The organism is Nitrospirota bacterium (assembly GCA_040757335.1).
GTDB lineage: Bacteria > Nitrospirota > Nitrospiria > 2-01-FULL-66-17 > 2-01-FULL-66-17 > JBFLXB01.
In genome coordinates this window covers 1-20,907 of record JBFLXB010000015.1, presented here as the reverse complement: position 1 = coordinate 20,907, position 20,907 = coordinate 1, and the positions used below count along the sequence as shown (strand labels likewise).

The 20,907-nt window shown below is 65.3% G+C and carries 19 protein-coding genes and 3 tRNA genes; 17 read left to right on the top strand and 5 right to left on the bottom strand.

Annotation, left to right across the window (positions count from 1 at the left end; all coding sequences use genetic code 11):
* Positions 1 to 23: 23 nt before the first annotated feature.
* From AB1451_09425 to AB1451_09385, 9 genes are all read left to right on the top strand, one after another.
* A complete protein-coding gene (locus AB1451_09425; GenBank protein MEW6683124.1) occupies positions 24 to 929 on the top strand; it encodes a branched-chain amino acid ABC transporter permease in 906 nt (301 codons plus the stop codon).
* 159 nt (positions 930 to 1,088) lie between these two features.
* Positions 1,089 to 2,237 (top strand): branched-chain amino acid ABC transporter permease, encoded by a 1,149-nt coding sequence (locus tag AB1451_09420; GenBank protein ID MEW6683123.1) that lies wholly within the window; start codon positions 1,089 to 1,091, stop codon positions 2,235 to 2,237.
* Positions 2,237 to 3,025 carry an ABC transporter ATP-binding protein gene (locus AB1451_09415; GenBank protein MEW6683122.1) on the top strand — a complete coding sequence of 263 codons (789 nt, stop codon included), beginning with the start codon at positions 2,237 to 2,239 and terminating at the stop codon, positions 3,023 to 3,025. The genes AB1451_09420 and AB1451_09415 overlap by 1 nt, the downstream gene beginning before the upstream one ends.
* Positions 3,012 to 3,725, top strand: coding sequence for an ABC transporter ATP-binding protein (locus tag AB1451_09410; protein ID MEW6683121.1), 714 nt, complete (start codon positions 3,012 to 3,014; stop codon positions 3,723 to 3,725). Before AB1451_09415 ends, AB1451_09410 begins: the two co-directional genes overlap by 14 nt.
* Positions 3,722 to 4,876, top strand: a complete 1,155-nt coding sequence (gene gcvT, locus AB1451_09405) for a glycine cleavage system aminomethyltransferase GcvT (GenBank protein ID MEW6683120.1) — start codon at positions 3,722 to 3,724, stop codon at positions 4,874 to 4,876. Before AB1451_09410 ends, gcvT begins: the two co-directional genes overlap by 4 nt.
* 23 nt (positions 4,877 to 4,899) lie before the next feature.
* Positions 4,900 to 6,237 carry an aminomethyl-transferring glycine dehydrogenase subunit GcvPA gene (gene gcvPA / locus AB1451_09400; GenBank protein MEW6683119.1) on the top strand — a complete coding sequence of 446 codons (1,338 nt, stop codon included), beginning with the start codon at positions 4,900 to 4,902 and terminating at the stop codon, positions 6,235 to 6,237.
* A gap of 95 nt (positions 6,238 to 6,332) precedes the next feature.
* Complete coding sequence (gcvPB, locus tag AB1451_09395) at positions 6,333 to 7,805, top strand: aminomethyl-transferring glycine dehydrogenase subunit GcvPB (protein ID MEW6683118.1); 1,473 nt, start codon at positions 6,333 to 6,335, stop codon at positions 7,803 to 7,805.
* A 17-nt stretch (positions 7,806 to 7,822) separates the two neighbouring features.
* On the top strand, positions 7,823 to 9,493 hold the full coding sequence (locus AB1451_09390) for an FAD-dependent oxidoreductase (GenBank protein MEW6683117.1): 1,671 nt from the start codon (positions 7,823 to 7,825) through the stop codon (positions 9,491 to 9,493).
* Between the two features lie 355 nt (positions 9,494 to 9,848).
* A tRNA-Ser gene (locus AB1451_09385) sits at positions 9,849 to 9,931 on the top strand.
* Between the two features lie 456 nt (positions 9,932 to 10,387).
* Here AB1451_09385 and AB1451_09380 read toward each other — a convergent pair.
* Positions 10,388 to 11,551 carry a VCBS repeat-containing protein gene (locus tag AB1451_09380; protein MEW6683116.1) on the bottom strand — a complete coding sequence of 388 codons (1,164 nt, stop codon included), beginning with the start codon at positions 11,549 to 11,551 and terminating at the stop codon, positions 10,388 to 10,390.
* 243 nt (positions 11,552 to 11,794) lie between these two features.
* Here AB1451_09380 and AB1451_09375 point away from each other — a divergent pair.
* The 5 genes from AB1451_09375 to AB1451_09355 all read left to right on the top strand — a co-directional run bounded on the left by AB1451_09375 (position 11,795) and on the right by AB1451_09355 (position 14,472).
* Positions 11,795 to 11,888, top strand: a tRNA-Ser gene (locus AB1451_09375).
* A gap of 78 nt (positions 11,889 to 11,966) precedes the next feature.
* A complete protein-coding gene (locus tag AB1451_09370; protein ID MEW6683115.1) occupies positions 11,967 to 12,464 on the top strand; it encodes a DUF2155 domain-containing protein in 498 nt (165 codons plus the stop codon).
* Positions 12,465 to 12,486: 22 nt separating this feature from the next.
* Positions 12,487 to 12,563: transfer RNA gene (locus AB1451_09365), tRNA-Arg, on the top strand.
* Between the two features lie 42 nt (positions 12,564 to 12,605).
* A complete protein-coding gene (locus tag AB1451_09360) occupies positions 12,606 to 13,523 on the top strand; it encodes a diguanylate cyclase (GenBank protein MEW6683114.1) in 918 nt (305 codons plus the stop codon).
* Positions 13,524 to 13,653: 130 nt separating this feature from the next.
* Complete coding sequence (locus AB1451_09355) at positions 13,654 to 14,472, top strand: Mrp/NBP35 family ATP-binding protein (GenBank protein MEW6683113.1); 819 nt, start codon at positions 13,654 to 13,656, stop codon at positions 14,470 to 14,472.
* A gap of 12 nt (positions 14,473 to 14,484) precedes the next feature.
* On the opposite strand, the gene AB1451_09350 is transcribed toward AB1451_09355, so the two are convergent.
* Positions 14,485 to 15,906 (bottom strand): Nramp family divalent metal transporter, encoded by a 1,422-nt coding sequence (locus AB1451_09350; protein MEW6683112.1) that lies wholly within the window; start codon positions 15,904 to 15,906, stop codon positions 14,485 to 14,487.
* A 121-nt stretch (positions 15,907 to 16,027) separates the two neighbouring features.
* Here AB1451_09350 and AB1451_09345 point away from each other — a divergent pair, with 121 nt between their 5' ends.
* Genes AB1451_09345 through AB1451_09335 form a run of 3 tightly spaced genes read left to right on the top strand, consistent with a single transcriptional unit; the run spans position 16,028 to position 18,637 of the window.
* Positions 16,028 to 18,100, top strand: a complete 2,073-nt coding sequence (locus tag AB1451_09345; protein ID MEW6683111.1) for a thioredoxin domain-containing protein — start codon at positions 16,028 to 16,030, stop codon at positions 18,098 to 18,100.
* 7 nt (positions 18,101 to 18,107) lie between these two features.
* Positions 18,108 to 18,338, top strand: coding sequence for a hypothetical protein (locus AB1451_09340; protein MEW6683110.1), 231 nt, complete (start codon positions 18,108 to 18,110; stop codon positions 18,336 to 18,338).
* On the top strand, positions 18,335 to 18,637 hold the full coding sequence (locus tag AB1451_09335) for an ATP-dependent Clp protease adaptor ClpS (GenBank protein MEW6683109.1): 303 nt from the start codon (positions 18,335 to 18,337) through the stop codon (positions 18,635 to 18,637). The genes AB1451_09340 and AB1451_09335 overlap by 4 nt, the downstream gene beginning before the upstream one ends.
* A gap of 192 nt (positions 18,638 to 18,829) precedes the next feature.
* On the opposite strand, the gene AB1451_09330 is transcribed toward AB1451_09335, so the two are convergent.
* The 3 genes from AB1451_09330 to AB1451_09320 all read right to left on the bottom strand — a co-directional run.
* Complete coding sequence (locus tag AB1451_09330; GenBank protein ID MEW6683108.1) at positions 18,830 to 19,618, bottom strand: hypothetical protein; 789 nt, start codon at positions 19,616 to 19,618, stop codon at positions 18,830 to 18,832.
* 107 nt (positions 19,619 to 19,725) lie between these two features.
* Positions 19,726 to 20,430, bottom strand: a complete 705-nt coding sequence (locus AB1451_09325; protein MEW6683107.1) for a VIT1/CCC1 transporter family protein — start codon at positions 20,428 to 20,430, stop codon at positions 19,726 to 19,728.
* 3 nt (positions 20,431 to 20,433) lie between these two features.
* The coding region (locus AB1451_09320; GenBank protein ID MEW6683106.1) for a peroxiredoxin at positions 20,434 to 20,907 on the bottom strand (474 nt) is incomplete at its 5' end.

The window sequence follows — 20,907 nt, the reverse complement described above, 5'->3', positions numbered from 1 at the left end:
CTCGTTTCGTCTGATATCGATCCATGTTCGTCCAGCAACTCGTCAACGGCGTGACCCTCGGCGGCGTCTATGCACTCGTCGCCCTCGGGTACACCATGGTGTACGGGATTTTGGAGCTGATCAACTTCGCCCACGGGGAGATCTATATGCTGGGGGCGTATATCGGTATTCTGTCGTTGGCCGTGTTCACCGCCTGGGGCTGGACCCAGAGCGCGCCGCTGTGGTCAGTGATCGCGGCGGTCGCCCTGGCGGCCGTCTACTGCAGCGCGGTCGGGGCCACCGTGGAGCGCGCGGCGTATCGGCCGCTCCGCCGCACCCACCGCCTCACCCCGCTGATCTCCGCGATCGGAGTCTCGATCCTGCTTCAGAACGTGGTCATGCTCACGCAAGGGTCCAGCGACAAAGTCTTCCCCGCGTTCGGCGATCCGCCGACCACGTATTCCGTCGGCAACGCGACGATCACCAGCCTGCAGCTCGCGATCATGGGCATCTCGGCCGGCCTCATGGCCGGCCTGCAGGTGGTCATTCGCCGCACGCGGCTCGGGCTGGCCATGCGGGCCACGGCGCAGGACCCCAAGATGGCGAGCCTGGTGGGTGTTCCGATCGACCGCGTGATCACCGCCACCTTTGTGATCGGCTCGGCATTGGCGGCGGTGGCGGGCGTGATGGTCGCGATGTACTACGGGGTGGTCAACTTCTTCATCGGATACGTGGCCGGGATCAAGGCGTTTACCGCCGCGGTGTTGGGCGGGATCGGCAACATCCCGGGCGCGATGGTGGGAGGCGTGGTGCTCGGGATCGCCGAGGGCCTTGGCGCGGGATATATCTCGAACGAATACAAAGACGTGATCGCGTTCGTGATCCTGATCCTGGTTCTGCTCGTTCGTCCGACGGGATTGATGGGTGAACGCATCCCCGAGAAAGTATGATCTGGGCGCCGATACGGCAGCGTCTGCTGCGTTGTCGCGTCGTCTCTCGTGCTCACGTACGAACCAGTACGCTGCGCGCGCGAGACTTCGCTCCGCCTTGCATCCGCAGCCGTCTTGTCGCCCAGCGCCGCACGATTGGACGGGAGTGACGCCTTGTCAATGATCAGGGCAGGAGCAGTCCGGTGGTCGGCGTGGTGGACCGTTGCAGTGGTCGGCGCGCTGCTCCTGCCGTTGGGCGGATGGCGTCCGGCTCTCGCGACGGCGGTGATCATCGCCCTCGCGCTCGGCGGGTGGACCTTTGGCCGTCGCCATCCCAGGGCGATCCGCGGACTGACCGCCTCCGCCAAATCACTCGCCGCCCTGGTCCCACCCAGCGCCCGCATCTCCAACCGCGGGGTGCAAGCCGTCGTGATTTTGGCGTTGCTCGCCGCCCCGCTCACGCTGAACAACTACGTGCTCGACGTGCTCACGCTCGCGTGGCTGTACGTCGTCCTCGCGCTGGGCCTGCAAACCACGGTCGGGCTCGCAGGCCTGCTCGATCTTGGGTACGCCTCGTTCTACGCCCTCGGCGCCTACAGCTACGCCATCGCGTCCACGCGCCTCGGCGTCTCGTTCTGGGTCGGGCTTCCGCTGGGAGCGCTGGCGTCCGCGGCGTGTGGTCTGCTGCTGGGCATGATCACGCTGCGCTTACGCGGAGACTACCTCGCCATCGTGACGTTGGGATTCATTCAAATCGTGCATCTCGTCCTGGTCAACTGGGACTCGGTGACCAACGGGCCCAACGGCATTCTCAACGTCGGCCGACCGCAGATCGGCCCGATCACGCTCACCAGCCCTCCGCAGTTCTACTACGTCACGCTGGCGGTCGCGTTGCTCGCCATCGTGGTGAACACACGCCTGCGCGCGTCGCGGATCGGCCGGGCCTTGATGGCCATCCGGGACGACGAGTTGGCCGCGGAAGCGGTGGGCGTCCCCACCACGCGCCTCAAGGTGCTGGCGTTTGCATTGGGCGCGAGCTGGGCCGGCGTCGCGGGCGTGTGTTTTGCCGCTCGTTACGCGTTCGTCTCGCCCGAGAGTTTCACGTTTTTCGAGTCCGTCGTGATCCTCGCGATGGTCGTGCTGGGCGGCATGTCGAGCGTCATGGGAGTGGCCGCCGGCGCGGTCATCATCGTGGTGTTGCCCGAGCTGCTCCGCGGCGTGGACGACTTCCGCATGCTCGCGTTCGGCGCCGCGCTAGTGGCGATGATGGCGTGGCGACCCGAGGGGCTTGGCCGTCGCGCGCCCATGGGGCGAGCCAGAGGCGCCTGATGAAGGACACCGCCCTGCTGGACGCCTCGGGCGTGACCAAGGCATTCGGCGGCCTGAAGGCTCTTGACGCCGTCAGCTTTGCCATCGACCGCGGCGCAATCACGGCGCTGATCGGCCCCAACGGCGCGGGCAAGACCACCTTTTTCAATTGTTTGACCGGACTCGTGCGTCCCGACGCGGGAACCATCATCTTCGACGGCGCGCCGCTGACCGGACTGTCGCCTCACGCCGTTGCCGCGCGAGGGATCGCCCGCACGTTCCAGAACGTGCGACTCTTCCCCACACTCTCCGGCCGCGAGAACGTGCTGGTGGGCGGTTATTGCCGCGAGCGGTCGGGCCTCTTCGATGCCATCATGGGAGCGGCCTACGCCCGCGACGAGGCGCGAGCGTCGGAACAGACCGCCGACCGTTGGCTGGAGTTCGTGGGGATTCCCGACGCAGGGGACGCCATCGCGGGAGAGCTGGCGTACGGCATGCAACGACGCTTGGAGATTGCGCGGGCGCTCGCGAGTCGACCGTCACTCCTGCTGCTCGACGAACCCGCCGCAGGCATGAACCCCACCGAGACTCTGGCGCTGATGGCGCTCATCCGCCGGATTCGCGACAATGGCGTGACCGTGCTGTTGATCGAACACGACATGAAGGTGGTGATGGGCGTGTCCGACCGGGTGGTGGTATTTGACTACGGCGTCAAGATCGCCGAGGGTTCCCCCGGCGCGGTGCAACGCGATCCCGCCGTGATCGAGGCGTATCTAGGCGCGGGCTCGTCGTCCCATGCTGGTCACTGACGGGCTCCGCGTGTCTTACGGCCCCATCGAGGCCGTCAAGGGCATCGACCTGGAAATCCGCGCCGGCGAAATCGTGGCGCTGATCGGCGCCAACGGAGCCGGCAAGAGCACCACGTTGATGACGATCTCGGGCGCGACGCCCGTGTCCGGAGGATCTATCCGCTTTCAGGGGCAGACCATCAGCGGACTCGCCGCCTCAGACGTTGTGAGCCGCGGAATCGCGCACGTACCGGAAGGACGACGGATCTTCCGCCGGTTTACGGTCTTGGAGAACCTGCACGCCGGAGCCCTCACGCGGCGCGACCGCGGCGAGATCGCGGCCTCGCTCGACCAGGTCTTCGGCTACTTCCCGCTGCTGCGCGAACGGCGCCGGCAGCTCGGCGGCACGCTCAGCGGCGGGGAACAACAGATGCTCGCGATCGGCCGCGCGTTGATGGCGCGCCCGACCCTGTTGCTGCTCGATGAACCGTCGCTGGGACTGGCCCCATTGATGGTCGAGCGAATTTTTGAGATGATTCGCGCCATCCACCGCGCGGGCACCACGATGTTGCTGGTGGAACAGAATGCCAAAGCGGCCTTGGCTCTTGCCGGACGCGCGTACGTGATGGAAACCGGGCGGATCGCGCTGCAGGGGCCGTCCGCCGCGCTCCTGGAAGATCCCAAGGTGCGCGCCGCTTACTTGGGGGAGGCGACGACGTGAAGACATCGACGGGCGGATTGCTCGCTACCGCGCTGCACGACCACCACCGGGCGCTTGGGGCCAAGCTGGTGGACTTCGCGGGCTGGGACATGCCCATTGCGTACGCCGGCACCGTGGGCGAACATCTCGCGGTTCGCCGCGCCGCCGGCGCCTTTGACATCGGCCACATGGGGCGCATCGAGGTGCGCGGACCCGGCGCCGGTGCGTACCTGCGCTCGCTGGTCACCAGGAATCTGGCGGACCTGACGCCGGGCTCGGCTCGCTACGCTCTGGTATGCAACGAACGAGGCACCATCCTCGACGACATCTTTGTGTACCGTAAAGCCGCCGAAGACTGGCTGCTGATCGTCAACGGCGCGAACCGCCTCAAAATCTCGGCGTGGCTCGAACGTCATCGGCCGGCCGGAGTCTCGGTCATCGATCGGACGCTGGACACCGGGCTGATCGCGCTGCAAGGACCTCGCACGCGGGACGTGCTGGCGCGCCTCGCGGTTCCGTTGCCCGCGCCGTTTCGGCTCCACACGTTCGTCCAGAGCACATGGCAGGACCGGCCGCTGTTGATCGCGCGCACCGGGTATACCGGCGAGTGGGGCGTGGAAGTGATGGCGGACCAGACGGCGATCGCGGCGCTGTGGGAGCAGGCGTTGGCCCGAGGCAAGGATCTGGGCTTGGTTCCGGTAGGACTCGGCGCGCGTGACACGTTGCGCCTGGAGATGGGCTACGCCCTCTACGGCCACGAGATCGACGAGACGACCACTCCGCTGGAGGCGGCGTTGGACTGGGTCGTGGACTTCGGCGGGGCGGATTTTGTGGGGAAGGCGCCGCTCACGGCGCAACGCGAGCGAGGCGTTGATCGTCGGCTCGTGGGATTCGAGCTCATCGACAAAGGCGTGCCGCGGCAGGGCCATCCCATCATGGCCGGCGGCCACGCCGTGGGGACGGTCACCAGCGGGAATCTCTCGCCGACCCTCGACAAGGGCATCGGAATGGGGTATATCGAAGCAGCCCGCGCCGCGGTTGGAACCCCGATCGAAATCGACATTCGCGGAAAACGCAAACAGGCCGTGATCGTGAAGCCGCCCTTCTACACGAGACGGTCTTCTCCTCCATCACCCTCCCCCCTTGCGGGGGAGGGAAGGGTGGGGGGATAAGTGGGGGGACGAAAGGACCAGTAATGGAGTACATGCCGAATACCGCCGACGACCACCGCGCCATGCTCGTTGCGATCGGCGTCGAGCGGTTTGACGACCTGCTCAAGGAAATTCCGGCGAGCGCGCGATTGACGCGGCCGTTGGCGGTCCCGCCCGCGCTCACCGAACTGGAGGTGCGCCGCGAGATCGGCGGCCTGCTCGACGGCAACACCCACGCGGATCGCCACGCTTGTTTTTTGGGCGCCGGCGCGTACGACCACGCGATCCCTACTATCGTGCCGTTTCTGGCCTCGCGATCGGAATTTTCCACCGCCTATACGCCCTACCAGGCGGAGATGAGTCAGGGCCTGCTGCAGACGATCTTCGAGTTTCAGACCATGATCTGCGAGCTCACCGGCATGGACGTGGCCAACGCCTCGATGTACGACGGCGCGTCGGCTCTGGCCGAAGCCGCACTCATGGCCTGCCGGGTGACCAAGCGCGCGAAGCTGGTGGCGGCGGGGGCGATCCATCCCCATTATCGTGCCGTGGTGGCGACGTACCTCCAAGGCATCGCGCATCCGATTCATGACGTCGGACTCGCGGACGGGCGAACCGACTTGAAGGCCCTCGAACGAGCCGTCACGAAAGAGACCGCCGCGGTCCTCATCCAACACCCCAACTTTCTGGGCAATCTGGAGGAGGTCGAGGCCGTGGCGCGAATCGCCCACGCACACGGCGCGCTGGTGGCGGCGTCGGTCGATCCCCTTTCGCTCGGGCTGCTGGTCCCGCCCGGCGCCTGGGGCGCGGATATCGCGGTGGGCGAAGGCCAGGCCCTCGGGAATCCGATGTCTTTCGGCGGACCGTTCGTGGGCTTTATGGCGACCAAGAAAGACTTCATGCGCCAACTGCCGGGCCGCATCGTGGGCGCCACGGTGGACACCAAAGGCCGCCCCGGGTACTGCCTCACGCTGCAGGCGCGCGAGCAGCACATCCGGCGCGAACGCGCGACCTCGAACATCTGCACCAATCAGGCGCTCATGGCGCTGACCGCGTCGATCTATCTGGCCACGCTCGGTCCTCGCGGCCTGCGCGAGGTGGGCGAGCAGTGCCTGGCCAAGGCCCACTATGCCGCCGACCGGCTCGCGGCGCTGCCCGGCTTTTCGCGCCCGTATGCCGCGCCGTTCTTCAAGGAGTTCGTCGTGCTTACGCCGCGCCCGCCCGCGGACCTGAACGCGGCCCTGCTGAAGGCCGGGATCATCGGCGGACTCGACTTAGGAACGCTCGACCCCGCGTGGACGAACCATTGGCTCCTGTGCGTGACTGAAAAACGAACGCGCGCGGAGATTGACCGTCTGGTGGAGGTGCTCGGGAAACGATAAGGCGTTCAAGGGTTCAAGATATTCAACACATCGCGATAGAATCCTTGAACCCTTGAACTTTTGAACCCTTGAACAAAATCTTTCAGAGGACTCTGATGCCTGAACCGTTGCTCTTTGAAAAAAGCACGCCGGGCCGCCGCGGCTACCGTCTGCCCGACCTCGACGTGTCCGCGCCGACCTCCGACGCCATCCCGTCGGGGATGCGCCGGACAACAGATCCCCTCCTGCCTGAGCTGAGCGAGGTGGACGTGGTCCGGCACTATACCCGTTTGTCGCGCGACAACTACGGTGTGGACGTGGGCTTCTACCCCTTGGGGTCCTGCACCATGAAGTACAACCCCAAAATCAACGAAGAGATGGCTCGACATCCCGGCGCAGCCATGGCGCACCCCCTGCAGGGCGACACGCTTTCCCAGGGCGCGTTGCGCCTCATGTGGGAGCTCGAACAGGAATTGAAGGAAATCGCGGGCGTGGACCGCGTCTCGCTGCAACCCGCGGCCGGCGCGCAGGGCGAGTTCGCCGGCATCCTGATGATCCGCGCGTATCACGCCGCGCGAGGCGTGCCTAGACGCCGGGTCCTGATTCCCGACTCTGCGCACGGCACCAACCCCGCCTCCGCCGCGCTCGCGGGGTACGAGGTCCAGACCGTGCACTCCAACAGCGAGGGATTGGTGGACGTCGGCGACTTGTCGAAGCTGATCGACGAGCAGTGCGCCGCGTTGATGCTCACCAACCCCAACACGCTGGGGCTGTTCGAGAAGGAAATCGTGAAGATCGCCAAGATCGTGCACGACGCGGGAGCGTTGTTGTACATGGACGGCGCGAACCTGAACGCCTTGTTGGGCCTGGTCCGGCCCGGAGACATGGGCTTTGACGTGGTGCATTTCAATTTGCACAAGACGTTTTCGACGCCGCACGGCGGCGGCGGGCCCGGCGCGGGCCCCATCGGCGTCAAAGCCCCGCTCATCCCGTACCTGCCGACGCCGACCGTGGAACGCGAGGGCGACCGCTACTATCTGGAGGCGAATCACCCGCAGTCGATCGGCCGACTGCATTCCTTTTACGGTAATTTCGGCATCTTGGTACGCGCGTATACATACGTGCGTCGGCTGGGCGCGGAGGGCCTTTCGGACATCAGTCGTCACGCGATCGTCAACGCCAACTACATCCGCGCGAAACTGGCGGGCGCGTACCACGTGGCGTACGACCGAGCGTGCATGCACGAGTGCGTTTTCTCCGCCAAACGTCAGCGCGCCAAGGGCGTGCACGCCTGGGATATCGCGAAACGGCTGATCGACTACGGGTTTTATCCCCCCACCATCAACTTCCCGCTGGTGGTCGAAGACGCGATCATGGTCGAGCCGCCGGAGAGCGAGTCGCGCCAAACGCTCGACGCGTTCTGCGACGCCATGCTGGCCATCGCCCGCGAATGCGAGGAGCAACCGGAGTTGGTGCTGGGCGCGCCGCACACCACGCCGAGGTCGCGTTTGGACGAAGTGCTGGCGGCGAGGAAGCCGGTGGTGAGGTGGACCCCCCACCCATCCCTCCCCCTCAAGGGGGGAGGGTAAGGGAGGGGGTGCGCGACTTGTTCTCCCACGACATTCTGATCATCGGCGGGGGTCTCGCGGGCATGCGCGCCGCCATCGAAGCGCCGCCCGACGTGGACGTCGCGCTGATTTCCAAGGTGCACCCGCTGCGCAGCCACTCGGTCGCCGCCCAGGGCGGGATCAACGCCGCGATCAATCCCCAAGATTCGTGGGAGTCGCACGCGTTCGATACGGTCAAGGGCAGCGATTACCTCGGCGATCAGGACGCCATCGAGGTGATGTGTCAGGAAGGGCCTCAGGACATTTTTGACCTGGAGCGCAGGGGCGCGATTTTCAGCCGGACCCCGGACGGCAGGATCGCCCAGCGTCCGTTCGGCGCCGCGAGCTACGCCCGCACCTGCTACGCGGCGGACCGTACCGGCCATGCCTTGCTTCACGTGATGTACGAACAGCTCGTCAAACGCGCGGCGCGGACGTACGAGGAGTGGTACGTCACGTCTTTGGTGATCGAGGGCGGCGCGTGCCGGGGGTGTGTGGCGATGAACGTCCTCACCGGGGAGCTGGAGGTCATCGCCGCCAACGCCGTGATTCTGGCCACCGGGGGGTACGGCCGCGTCTTCGCCTTGAGCACCAACGCGCTGATCAATACCGGCGACGGGATGAGCATGGCTTACCGCGCGGGCGCGCCCCTCATGGACATGGAGATGGTGCAGTTTCACCCCACCACGCTCAAGCGCACGGGCATCCTGATTACCGAAGGCGCCCGGGGGGAAGGCGGGCACCTGCTCAACGCGAACGGCGAGCGCTTCATGGCTCGGTACGCGCCCAACAAGCTGGAGCTGGCGAGCCGCGACGTGGTGTCGCGCGCGGAACAAGAGGAGATCGAGGCCGGACGCGGGGTGAACGACTGCGTGCTGCTGGACCTCCGCCACTTGGGTCGGCAGAAGATCCTGGAGCGCCTTCCGCAGATCCGCGAACTGGCGATCACCTACGTGGGAGTGGACCCGATCGAAGCCCCGATCCCGATCCGCCCGGGCGCGCACTACAGCATGGGCGGAATCAAGACCGACTCGTGGGGCCGGACCTCGATCCCGGGTCTGTACGCCGCCGGCGAATGCGCCTGCGTCAGCGTGCACGGCGGCAACCGCCTGGGCGGCAACTCGCTGCTGGACACCATCGTCTTCGGCCGCCGCAGCGCGCAGGACGCCGTCAAACAGATCCGGGGCACGGCAAAACCCGACGGCGTGGGGCGCGAAGCGCTGGCCCGCGATCGCGAACGCATCGAGGCGATCCGTAACCGGCGCTCGGGCGAACGCGTGGCCGCGGTTCGCGACGCGTTGGGCGCAACCATGGGTGACGACGTCGGCGTGTTTCGCACGCGCGAACGGCTTCAACGCGCGTCCGCCGCGTTGACCCACATACGAGCTCGCGCGGCGGCGGTGATGATTCAGGACAAGAGTCGCGTATTCAACACCGAACTGGTCTCGGCCTTGGAGTTGGGCTCGCTGGTCGATCTGGCGGAGACGATCGTAACCGGGGCGATCGCCCGCGAAGAGTCGCGCGGCGCCCACGCGCGTCGCGATTTTCCGAATCGAGACGACGCGAAGTGGCTGAAGCATACGATGGCCTACTACACGTCGGGCGGCCCGAGGCTTGAATACTTGCCCGTGGCGATTACAAAATATCCGCCGAAGGAACGGACGTACTAAGAGGTAGATCAACGGCGAATCCCCCCTTGCCCCCCTTTGACAAAGGGGGGATGGGGGGATTTAGGGCTATCCGCTACGCAAGCAACCGCCCTACGTTGCGCTACGCAAGCGAGGATCGCAGAGGGCGAAGGTCAAAAGCATCTCGCAGCCTCGGGCCTGGGAACCGGCCCTACGTTGCGCTACGCAAGCGAGGATCGCAGAGGGCGAAGGTCAAAAGCATCTCGCAGCCTCGGGCCTGGGAACCGGCCCTACGTTGCGCTACGCAAGCGAGGATGGGAGAAGGCAAAAGGTCAGAAGCATCTCGGAGCCTCGGCGCGGGAAACCGCGCCTACGTTCCGCCACGCAAGCGAGGTTGGGAGGGGTGGCCGAGTGGTCGAAGGCGACGGTCTTGAAAACCGTATCCCGAAAGGGACGTGGGTTCGAATCCTACCCCCTCCGATCCTCGCTTGCGGTGTGCAACGGAGGCGCGTCTTCCCGCGCCGAGGCTGCAAGACGAACTTGACCTTCATCACAGCCACATGACTTGGGGGTAGGCTGAGAACCCGCGCTGGGTTCGAACACGCTGCGCGCCAAGGGCGCGCCATGTAATTGTGCCTAACCTCGCGTGTGGCGCAGCAATCCTACCCCCTCCGATCCTCGCAACAAAGGCGCGTCTTGCTTCGCCACCTGAGCGAGCGAGACGCCCATTGTGCTTCGCGCCCTTGGTGCAGAGCAGGTAGTTGAGGGCAACCGACAGGAATCCGACGTAGCGATCCCCGCGGTGTCCCAGAACCTCGAGAGATCCTTGACCGCGGCGTACTCCAGCCTGTGGGTTCGTCGTCAAAGTGAAGGGCGGCAAAAAGGGTGTGGAGTAGCTGAGCGGCGCGAGACAGGCCAGCAGCGTGGGGACCGTTCCTACGCGGACCCCGGCGAAATCCCGGACCCTTCCTGATTCCCGGGCCCGGTTGGTGGTTTTCCCAACCACACGGTGACGTTCTCGCTTTGAAAATGCGCGATGGCCACGTCGAGCACCCGGTCCGCGTTGAAGTCGGTCACCACCGCGGAGAATGGACCGCGGTCGGTTTGATAGTCGAACGGCGGGAACCGGAAGCTGCCGTCCCCATTCCCGATCACGACCGACAGGCTGTGGCTGACCGTATTGGTCACTGCCACGTCGAGACGTCCGTCCCGGTTGAAGTCGCCCGTGGCGACGAACACCGGACCGCTCTCCGCGGCGAATCCGTGGCCTTGGTCGAACGCCCCGTCACCCTTGCCGAGGAACAGCGTCAGCAGGTTGCGCGGGCCGTCGGTTTCCACGAGGTCCATGTAGCCGTCGCCGTTGAAGTCTCCCGCCGTCATGTGGATGGGTCGGATGTGGTTTCCGTATTCCCCCGAGGGTTTGAAGTGCCCGGCGCCGTCCCCGAGAAAGATCGCGACGTTTCCCTTCATGCTTCCGCTATTGGCGACCGCCAGATCGATGAAGGCGTCGCCGTTGAAGTCGGCTGCCACGACCGCGGCCGGGGTGTCCCCGGGGTCGAACGCCCCCCAATCCAGAAACCCGCCCGAGCCGTCGCCGAGCAGCACGACCAGGTGGTCGAAACGCAGGCACACGGCCAGGTCGGCGAGCCCGTCGCCGTTGAAGTCCGCGGCCGTCAGCGCCAGGGGCGACCGGCCGACCGGCCGGTGCTCCGCGTCCGCGAACGTGCCGTCGCCTCGGTTCTTAAGGATGGAGAGCGAGTTGCTCCCGTTGTTCGCCACCACCAAGTCCGGTATCCCGTCTTGGGTCAAATCCACGGCCACCAACGTGCGAGGGAGTTCGCCCACCCGATAACGCACCCGCTCCGCGAACGTGCCGTCGCCCTGGCCCAACAGGACCGACACGTTCTGGCCGTTGATGTTCGCCGTGACCAGGTCCGGAACGCCATCCACGTTGAAGTCGGCCGACGCCAAGAAGGTCGGGTTGTTGCCCACCTGGTAGGTCCCGCTGAGGGAAAACAGATCCGGCGTGGGGTCGGGACTTTTGGTCCGCGTACAGCCGACCACCACCATCGCCGCGAGGAGAAGAACATACGGACGCATGCCGCGGATTATAAGGACAGGCTGCGAGCCATTGCAAATCGCCAGGGATTTTCCTACAATCAGGGGCTTTTCGCGAAGGGAAAACCAAAGCGTCCCGCAAGCGAGCGTAAATCGATGGTTAAGGGCCGATGCTCTCCGAGCCTCGGCGCTGGAATTCGCGCCTACGTTGCTTCGCCACCTGAGTGGAGAGGCACCGGGTTCTGCGCCTCCGGCGCAGTGCAGGTTCGGCTCAGCGAGCTTTGAGGAGAGGTGGCCGAGTGGCTGAAGGCAACGGTTTGCTAAACCGTCGTAGGGGCTTAAACCTCTACCGAGGGTTCAAATCCCTCCCTCTCCGCCACACCCCGCGAAGCGGGCGGCAAAAACAACGGGGCGGTTCCGGGGCTGAGATGTTGCAGACATTGAAATCGCTCTGACCATGCCAAATCGTTTCCTAGTCGGTCTTCTGTTCGCCGCGCTCAGCCTCGTTGGCTGCCCCCAGGGCAATCCGGCCGGTTCTACGGCTCCCCCCGCGGAGGAGCAAGGCCTGCCGTCGGATATCCCCAAGATCCAGGGGGGTGGGGTCACCGTGGTTCCGGAGTCGGTCAAGGGCAAGTGGGGAGCGGTCCGGCTCGTGGTGGAAGACAAATCCACGGGAGCAACGACCGAATATGCGGTGCCGCTGCGCAGTCGCTTTGCAGTACCGAACACGTCATTGACGCTCGAGGTCGGGGATTTCTTGCCCGATTTCACGATCCAGGATTCGGTGTTCACCTCCGTGTCGGACCGACCCGAGAATCCGGCGGTGAAAGTGACCGTTGTCGAAGCGGGCAACCCGATCTTTGACGCTTGGTTGTTTTCTATGTATCCGTCGGTGCATCCGTTCACGCACCCGCGCTACGGCTTGTCCCTCAAAGAGGGCGTACCAGCGACGTAGCGCTGACCACGAGAGTTGTTGCGCGCCCATAGCTCAGCTGGATAGAGCGCCGGACTACGAATCCGTAGGTCGGGGGTTCAAATCCCTCTGGGCGCGCCACTTCTTCTCGCTATAATTAGCGAAGTGCTGCGGAGCATCCCCTTGGCTCAGCGAATACTGGTCGTTGACGACAACGCCGCGCTGCGAGCGGACCTGGTCCGGATTCTGAAGGAGTCCGACCCTTCCCTGGAGATCCTGGAGGCGTCGGACGGCGTCGAGGCGCTCAAGCATGTGGCCGGATCGCCGGTCGACCTCATCATCACGGACCTCGTGATGCCGCGTATGGATGGCCTGAAGCTCCTCGCCGCCATCCGACAAGACGACCGATTCCAGCATACTCCCGTCATCATGGTGACGTCGCAGAACCAGATCGAAGAGAAACTATTGACCTTCGATCACGGCGCGCAAGACTTCTTGACCAAACCGTACCACCCGGCTGAGCTGGTCGCCCGTACACGCGTGATGCTGCGCCTGCGGGCGCAAATGCGGTCGATCGAACAGCAGGCCATTATCGATGCCTTGACCGGCCTCTACAACCAGAACTACCTGGGTGGGGCACTGACGCGGGAGCTGAGACGGTCTCAGCGTCACGACCTGAAACTCTCCTGCTTGATGATCGACGTGGATAACTTCAAAGCCATCAACGACACCTACGGGCACCTGGCAGGCGACGAGGTGCTGCGCACCGTGGGCCGCTTGCTGCAGACCACGCTGCGCGGCTACGACTTCGCGGTCCGATACGGCGGCGACGAGTTCCTCGTCATCCTTGCGCAGAACAACCCGGGCGGAGCCGGCCACGTAGCGGACCGCATCCGGGAAATGGTGATGCACCACACCTTCTTCCCGCAACAAAGCCCGCCGAACTCGATCACGGTGAGCATCGGCGTAGCCTCGCTGCCCGGCAATGCCATTCGATCGACCACCGCGTTCATCGACCTGGCGGACCAGGCGTTGTACCAGGCTAAAAAACAGGGCAAAAACCGGGTGGTGGTCGTCGAGCCCTCGACCCCTGGTAAGTGACGAGCCGTCACACCTACCCCCGCCCCGCCAAAATTGACTTCCCGGAGAACGGCCTCTTATAATGCCACTCCCATCCCGCGTGCACGGCAGCCGCGTGTACGCGCTCGGGGTTGTTCCACAGGAGCACGGCATGCCGGATCAGGATAGCCTGATTCCTCACGTCAAGCACACGATCGCAGTCAGCAGCGGCAAAGGCGGCGTCGGGAAGACCACGGTCGCCGTCAACCTGGCCGTGGCCATGGCCCAACGCGGCTTGCGGGTGGGCCTGCTCGACTGCGACGTGTACGGACCCAACGTACCCTTGATGATGGGGATCAAACAGGCCGACGTGCACGGCAGCGAGGGGCAGAAACTCCGCCCGCCGGTGCGCTACGGCGTCAAACTGATGTCGATCGGATTTTTCATCCCGGAAGACAGCCCGGTGGTCTGGCGCGGGCCGATGATCAATTCCGCGATCCAGCAGTTCTTGCGCGACGTGGACTGGGGCGAGTTGGACTACCTGGTGGTGGACTTGCCCCCGGGCACCGGCGATGCGCAGCTCTCGCTCTCGCAGCTCGTCCCCTTGACCGGCGCGGTGATCGTCACCACGCCGCAGGAGGTCTCCCTGCTGGATTCCCGCAAGGGGCTTGCCATGTTCCAGAAGGTCCACGTCCCGGTGTTGGGGATCGTCGAGAACATGAGCTCGTTTCTCTGCCCGCACTGCAAGGAACGCACGGATATTTTTTCGCACGGCGGCGGACAAGCCGCGGCCAAAACGCTGGGCGTGCCGTTTTTGGGGGAAGTCCCGATCGACTTGGCGATTCGCGTCGGCGGCGACGAAGGCCGTCCGGTGGTGGACGCACACCCGAACTCCCCGCAAGCCGAGGCCTTCGGCAGGATCGCGAGCGCGGTCATCGAGCAGGTCAAGGTCGTGACCGCCGCAGCGACCAAGCTGACCATCATTCAATAAAGTCGATCGGCCCTACCACGACCCGACCAATGCGGCCAGGTACGCCAGCGCCAGCGCGACGTAGGCTGCAAACGACAGGCCCAGCAGCGCCTGTGACGCCCGACTCGGCGCGGCCCACGCGGGCAGTTGCGGCGCCAATCTTCGGTTCAGTCGCCACAACGCCACCGGGAAAATCACGGTGCCGACGAATCCGATCACGGCGCTGGTGAGAATCAAGGGACCGGGAGCCGCCACCAACATGGTGAGCGACGTGATCACCGTGAGTACGCCCAGCACCACGTAGTACCACTGCCGCACTTCCAGGCGGCGGGCTCGGGGAAACAACGTGTACACGATGTCGGCCTGGATGCGGCTGACCGCGTCGGCGGTGGCGAGCCAGGTATCGGTCAAGAACGCGGCGGCGACGAGCAAAAAGAGGATCCTGCCGAACGCGCCCCAACTCACCTCGAAGAACCGGGCCTGGACCACGGCCAGTTCGTAGTCCTGCGGCAGCAGCCCCTGGGGGAACAACAAGGCATACGCGAGCAGGCACGTCATCAGCGTGGTGGCGAGGTTCCCTCCGATGCCGATCAGCGCGTCGCCCGACAGGTAGCGCCGCCACGTCCCCCACCTCGCCTCGGCCTCCGGCAAATCCTCCGGCAGGTGGCCTTCGGCGGGAATCGCCTCCGGCTTGCCGGCCAGCGGTCCCGTGATCCGACCGATGTGCGCCGCCATGGCGCAGCCTTTGTCGCGCAGCCAGTAGGAATAGAACAAGATCCAGAAGCCCCCCAACCCCGCGAACGTGACGGCGGTGAGCAGTTTGGTGGCATCCGCCGGATCCCACGGCCGCGGCAGGGGGGTCGAGAGCGACACGAGCCCCTGCAGGAACGCGGGCGCCACCGACAGGACCTCGGGTTGGAGACACGCCCAAAGCAGGCCCGCCACGGTCACGACGGCCACGGCTTTCATGAACCGTTCGATCGTCGCATAGACCACGCCGCTGAACAGCACGGCGAGGACGAACACCGCAATCGACGCATAGGCCCAGAAGAGCGTCTGACCTCGTGCCGTCCACCCGGAAGGGAAATTCGTGAGCGCCGCCAAAGCCGTCCCGCCGGCCGAGGCGAACGCCCCGAACCACAGGAACGAGAGCGTCATCAAAATCCAGAGAACGATCCCCAACCAGCGGTTGAGCCGAAAGAAGCCCTGAAAAATCGTTTCTCCCGTGAGCAAGGTGTACCGACCGATTTCGACGGTGACCGGGTATTGCAGCAGGCAAGCGGGAACGAGCAGCGCGAGGAACGTCAACCCGTATTTGGCCACCACGTACGGCCACCAGATCAACTCGCCGCTGCCCTGCGCCAGCGCCATCCAGACGATGCCCGGCCCCAACGCGACTCGCCAGCCGGGAAAGGCCGGAAGAGACCGACGGCCGGAGAAGGTCCACCCGCTCATCGGATCACGACGGGATGGCCCACGCGCGCGGCCGCCGGGCCGCGCGGTGTTTACACGCGCCAGGCGATCGTATTAAGATACCCGTCGCTCGGCGCGCTGCGCGATCTCCGATGTGACGGAAATGACCTCTCCCCCGCGGCACTCCAACCGCCTCGTTCACGAGACGAGCCCGTACCTCCTCCAGCACGCGCACAACCCCGTCGACTGGTATCCGTGGGGCGAGGAGGCCTTTGCGAAAGCGAGGGCCGAGCACAAGCCCGTGCTGCTCTCCATCGGCTACTCCGCGTGCCATTGGTGCCACGTGATGGAACACGAATCGTTTGAGGACGAAGACATCGCCGCGCTGATGAATCGGCACTTCGTGAACATCAAAGTCGATCGGGAAGAGCGGCCCGACCTGGATCAGATCTACCAGACCGCGTTCCAAGTCTTCAACCGTCGAGGCGGCGGCTGGCCGCTCACGATGTTCCTGACCCCGGACGGGAAACCCTTTCATGCCGGCACGTATTTCCCTCCCGAAGACCGACACGGCATGCCCGGCTTTCCCCGCGTGATCGAAGCGGTCGCAACCGCCTACCGGGACAAGGCCCAGGATCTGGCGCACACCGGTGAGCAGGCGGTGGCGATCCTCGACAAAATCGAAACGCCTGAACCCGCCGACGGGGTTCCGGGCCGGGATCTCATCGCGTCGGCGGCGGAGTCGCTCACCCGCCTGTTCGAACCCATGCACGGCGGCTTCGGCACCGGACCGAAATTTCCCAGCACCATGGCCCTGGAACTGTTCATTCGCCATGCCCGAGCCAGCGGTGATACGGAGGCTCGACGCCGCGCCGCCTTCACCCTTCAGATGATGGCGGCCGGCGGGATTTACGACCAGCTCGGCGGCGGGTTTCACCGTTACTCGGTGGACGGCCAATGGCTCGTCCCGCACTTCGAGAAGATGCTCTACGACAACGCCTTGTTGATTCCCCTGGCGCTCGATCTCTTCCAGGCCAGCGGCGACGCCGACTTCGCCCGGGTCGCGCGCGAGACCGCCGATTACCTCTTGCGGGAGATGCGCCATCCCGGCGGCGGGTTCTTCAGCACCCAGGACGCGGACAGCGAGGGGCACGAGGGGAAATTTTTCGTGTGGACGCCCGAGGAGATCGAACGAGTGTTGGGACCCGAGGACGCCAAGGTTTTCTGCCGCGCGTACGGCGTCACCGAGCGCGGTAACTTCGAAGGCCGGACGATCCTTCGGGTGATGTTGCGCGAGGACGCCCTGGCCGTGGAGTTCAACCGTCCGATCGAGGAGGTCCGCGCCAAACTCGCGGCGTCGCGGAGCCGGCTGTTTGCGGCGCGCGAAACGCGCGTCAAACCGTTTCGGGACGAGAAAATCCTCACGAGCTGGAACGGCCTGGCGATCTCCGCGCTCGCGCGGGCCGGGGCCGCGCTCGACGAACCGCGTTACGTCGGGGCCGCGGAAGACGCCGTGGCGTTTATCGCCCGCGAATTGTGGCGGGACGGTCGCTTGTTGCGCACGTGGAAGGATGGCCGTGCCAAACTCAACGGATACCTGGATGACTATACCTTCCTGGCCAATGCGCTGATCGACGTGTACGAGGCCACGGGGACCCTGCGACACCTGGAGTGGGCTCGGGAACTCACGGATACCGTCCTGGCGCAGTTTTGGGCCCAAGACGGTCGCGGCTTGCACGTGACCAGCCACGATCACGAGGTCCTCGTGACGCGGCCCCTCTCCGGCGCGGACCAGTCGATTCCATCGGGTTCGTCCCAGGCCTCGTTCACCCTGCTCCGTCTGGCCGCGTACCTGGGCGTGGCCGCCTACCGCGACTTCGCCGAACGCCTCTTCACGCTTTCCGGCCGCGCGATGGAAGACAATCCGTTCGGGTACGCCAATCTGCTGTGCGCCCTGGACTTGTATCACGAAGGGACGGTGGATGTCGTCATCATCGGGCCGCGCGGACACGCAGACGCGCGCGCGTTATTGCGGGCGGTTCACGGGAGCTATCTGCCCAACCGTACGCTCACCGTCACGGAGGCCGAGCGTGCCGACGGTGCGATGGTGCCCGAGGCTGCGAGAGGCAAGCCCCTGCGGGACGGCCGACCGACCGCGTACGTCTGCCGCCGGTTCACCTGCTCGGCGCCCCTGACCGACCCCGCCGCGCTGCGGGCGCTGCTTGCATCAGCCTGAAAGCGACATGCCGCTCCACGTCGTCCGGATGAACGAGATCAACCAAATCTTTGCGGTCACCGATCGCCTCGGCATCCACCGGGAGGCGATCGAAATCCCGTTGAGTCCCGAGAGCCCGGGCCGCGTCACGCGGACACCCGCGGGGAAGTTTCAGATCGTGGTCGACGCGGAGGTGCCCTTGGTCGAGTGGGTGCGCACCCTGGAAGCCGAACTCACCCGACTGCTCGGGTCCCGATGATCGCCGCGTCGCGCGCCGTGGAGGTTCCGAGCCGTCGCGAGGAGTCGACAAGCGGCGGCTCCTCGGGCGACGCGTTCCACGTGATTCTGTACAACGACGACGTCCACGCGTTCGACGACGTGGTCCGACAGGTTCAGAAAGCCACCGGCGTCTCGACCGAAGACGCGTTCGCGATCACCCTGCAAGCCCACGAAACCGGTCGCGCCGCGTGTTACCTGGGCCCGCACGACGCGTGCGCGAAGGTCGCCGACATCCTGCGAGAAATCGCTCTGCACGTAGAAATCGACAAGGCTTTGTAGCATCAGCCCGTTCGCGAAGGGCCAGATGCCAGGCGCCGCGAGCACCGGAGCGCAGCGTACTAAGTGCGTACGTGAGGCGAGTGGCGCCACGAAGAAGTGGCGCCGAGCCACGAGCGCCGACGAGACGGTGAGGCGGCCGTGGCACCTTGAAGAGAGCGGCAACGCCGCAGATGGCCCTGCCCGGACGGGCTCCTACCCCGCGAGGAGGCCTTTGGCGGCGGCCCGCGACACCCCCAGGCTGCCGGCAATGGCGTCGATCGACAGGCCTTGTGCCTTGAGTTCACGGGCGCGCTGCTTGAGATAGCTGCGTTCCAAGGGTTTGATCTCCAACTCAAAGATCGCCTCTGCGCGGTCCAGCACTCCCGTGACGTCCGATGCACGAACGGACTCGAACTCCCGGCCGAGCAACTGCTCCAGGAGATATCGTCGTTGCGCCTTGCTCTGGCAGACCTGGTACTTGGGGTGGTTGACCAGTTGATTGGCCAAGTCGTGGAGACGAGCCCTCGGCAGCCGCCTCGGATGATACGCGCCCTCGTCCCACGCGTCCACACAGCGTTCGAACTCGGTAAACCACTCGGCTTGCCACTCGAAGACGTGCCACACCCCGGCCAGGGAGAATGCGATCTCGATGACGCCGGTCAACCCCGCGTGCGTTCGGAAACTCTCAAGTTCCCGGTTGTACTCGTCCACCTGCGGATCGGTTTCCGCCGTCTCGTGAGTCTCATCCCCGCGGATCAGCGCCTCGTCGACGTGGTGCTCGTCAAACATGACCCAGTCCAGGTAGACCAGACCGACTCCACGAGACGCCGCCAGGTCTAAGAACGCTTTCCAGTCTCGGCTTCGCGTGACGTTCCACACCGCGACGGTCTCGTGTTCGCGCGTCAGGTATCCGGAGAACACGGGCAGATGGTGAATCTCGCAGTACTCTTGAATCTCTCGGACGGCCTCAAGGAGGGGGTCGTTGCGGCGGTGGAATTTCATCGCGAAGGGATCGGTCCGATCATCTCAGCGCACGCATTGTACACGGGTTTCCACTGCCCGCTCAAGGAGCAGGCGGATGCCCAGGGTCATGTCGGTTCAGGCGCACGTCACCCGCTGAGCGCGCTGATCGCAAGGCCGAGGCCGTACCCGAGGGCGGCGGAACCCAACGCAATCGCGAAGAATTCAAGACCCGACAGCCACGGCGACCTCCTCGCCAAGACACCTTTGAACACTCCTACGCCGAAGAGCGTGGCGGTGGACACCGCGACCGACACGGGCAACGCCAGATGCCCCGGCGCCAACACGTAGGGCACGAGGGGAACGATCGAGCCGACGGTGAACGACGCCCCCATCACCGACGCAGCCAGTACTGGGCGGTTGATCTCGGCGCGGCCAAGCCCCAACACCTTTTCGTGGTAGGTGTGCAGGATGATCTCCGGACGCGGTTGCAGGAGGCGCACGACCCGGTACGCGTTCTCGCGGGGCAGACCCTCGGCCTGAAGCGACTCCAGCACGGCCTCCTGCGCCAAGTAGGGCTCCCCGGTCAATCGCTCGGTCTCGGCGCGAATCTCGGCGTCGAAAATCTCCTTTTCCGCTTTGGAGGAAAGATACGACCCTGCGGCCATCGAGATGGCGCCGGACACCGCGGCGGTGATGCCGCCGATCAGGACAATGGTGAGGTCCGCGGTCGCGCCTTGGATGCCCGACACCAGCCCCAGGTTGCTGATCAGGCCATCCTGGATCCCGAACACGAATTCGCGGACGCGGCCGCGCTGTTCGATGCGGCGCCGCTTGTCATCCAGAGCGGCCACGCGTCAGTACTTGGGACCCAAATCAGAGGTAGGATCCCCCGGATGCCAATCCGCGGGGCACAGTCGGCCCGTTTGCAGGGCCGCCACCACCCTGAGCGTCTCCTCCACGCTGCGTCCGACGTTATGGTGGCTCGCTACCACGTAGGCCACCACCCCCTCGGGGTCGATGATGAACGTGACGCGACGCGGCACGCCCGCTCGACGATCCAGCACGCCGCACGCCGTGGAGACCGAGCGATCCACATCCGACAGCAACGGGTAGTCGATTCCCCCCAGTTCCAGCGCCCAGGCCCGGTGGCTCTCTACCGAGTCCACGCTGACGCCGAGGATCTCCACGCCCAGCTTGCGGAACGCGTCACGCTCTCGGTGGAAGCCCATCACCTCGGTGGGGCACACGAACGTGAAATCCGCGGGATAGAAGAACAGGACGATCCACCGGCCGCGATGATCCGCGAGGCGCCATCGCGCCTCGCGACC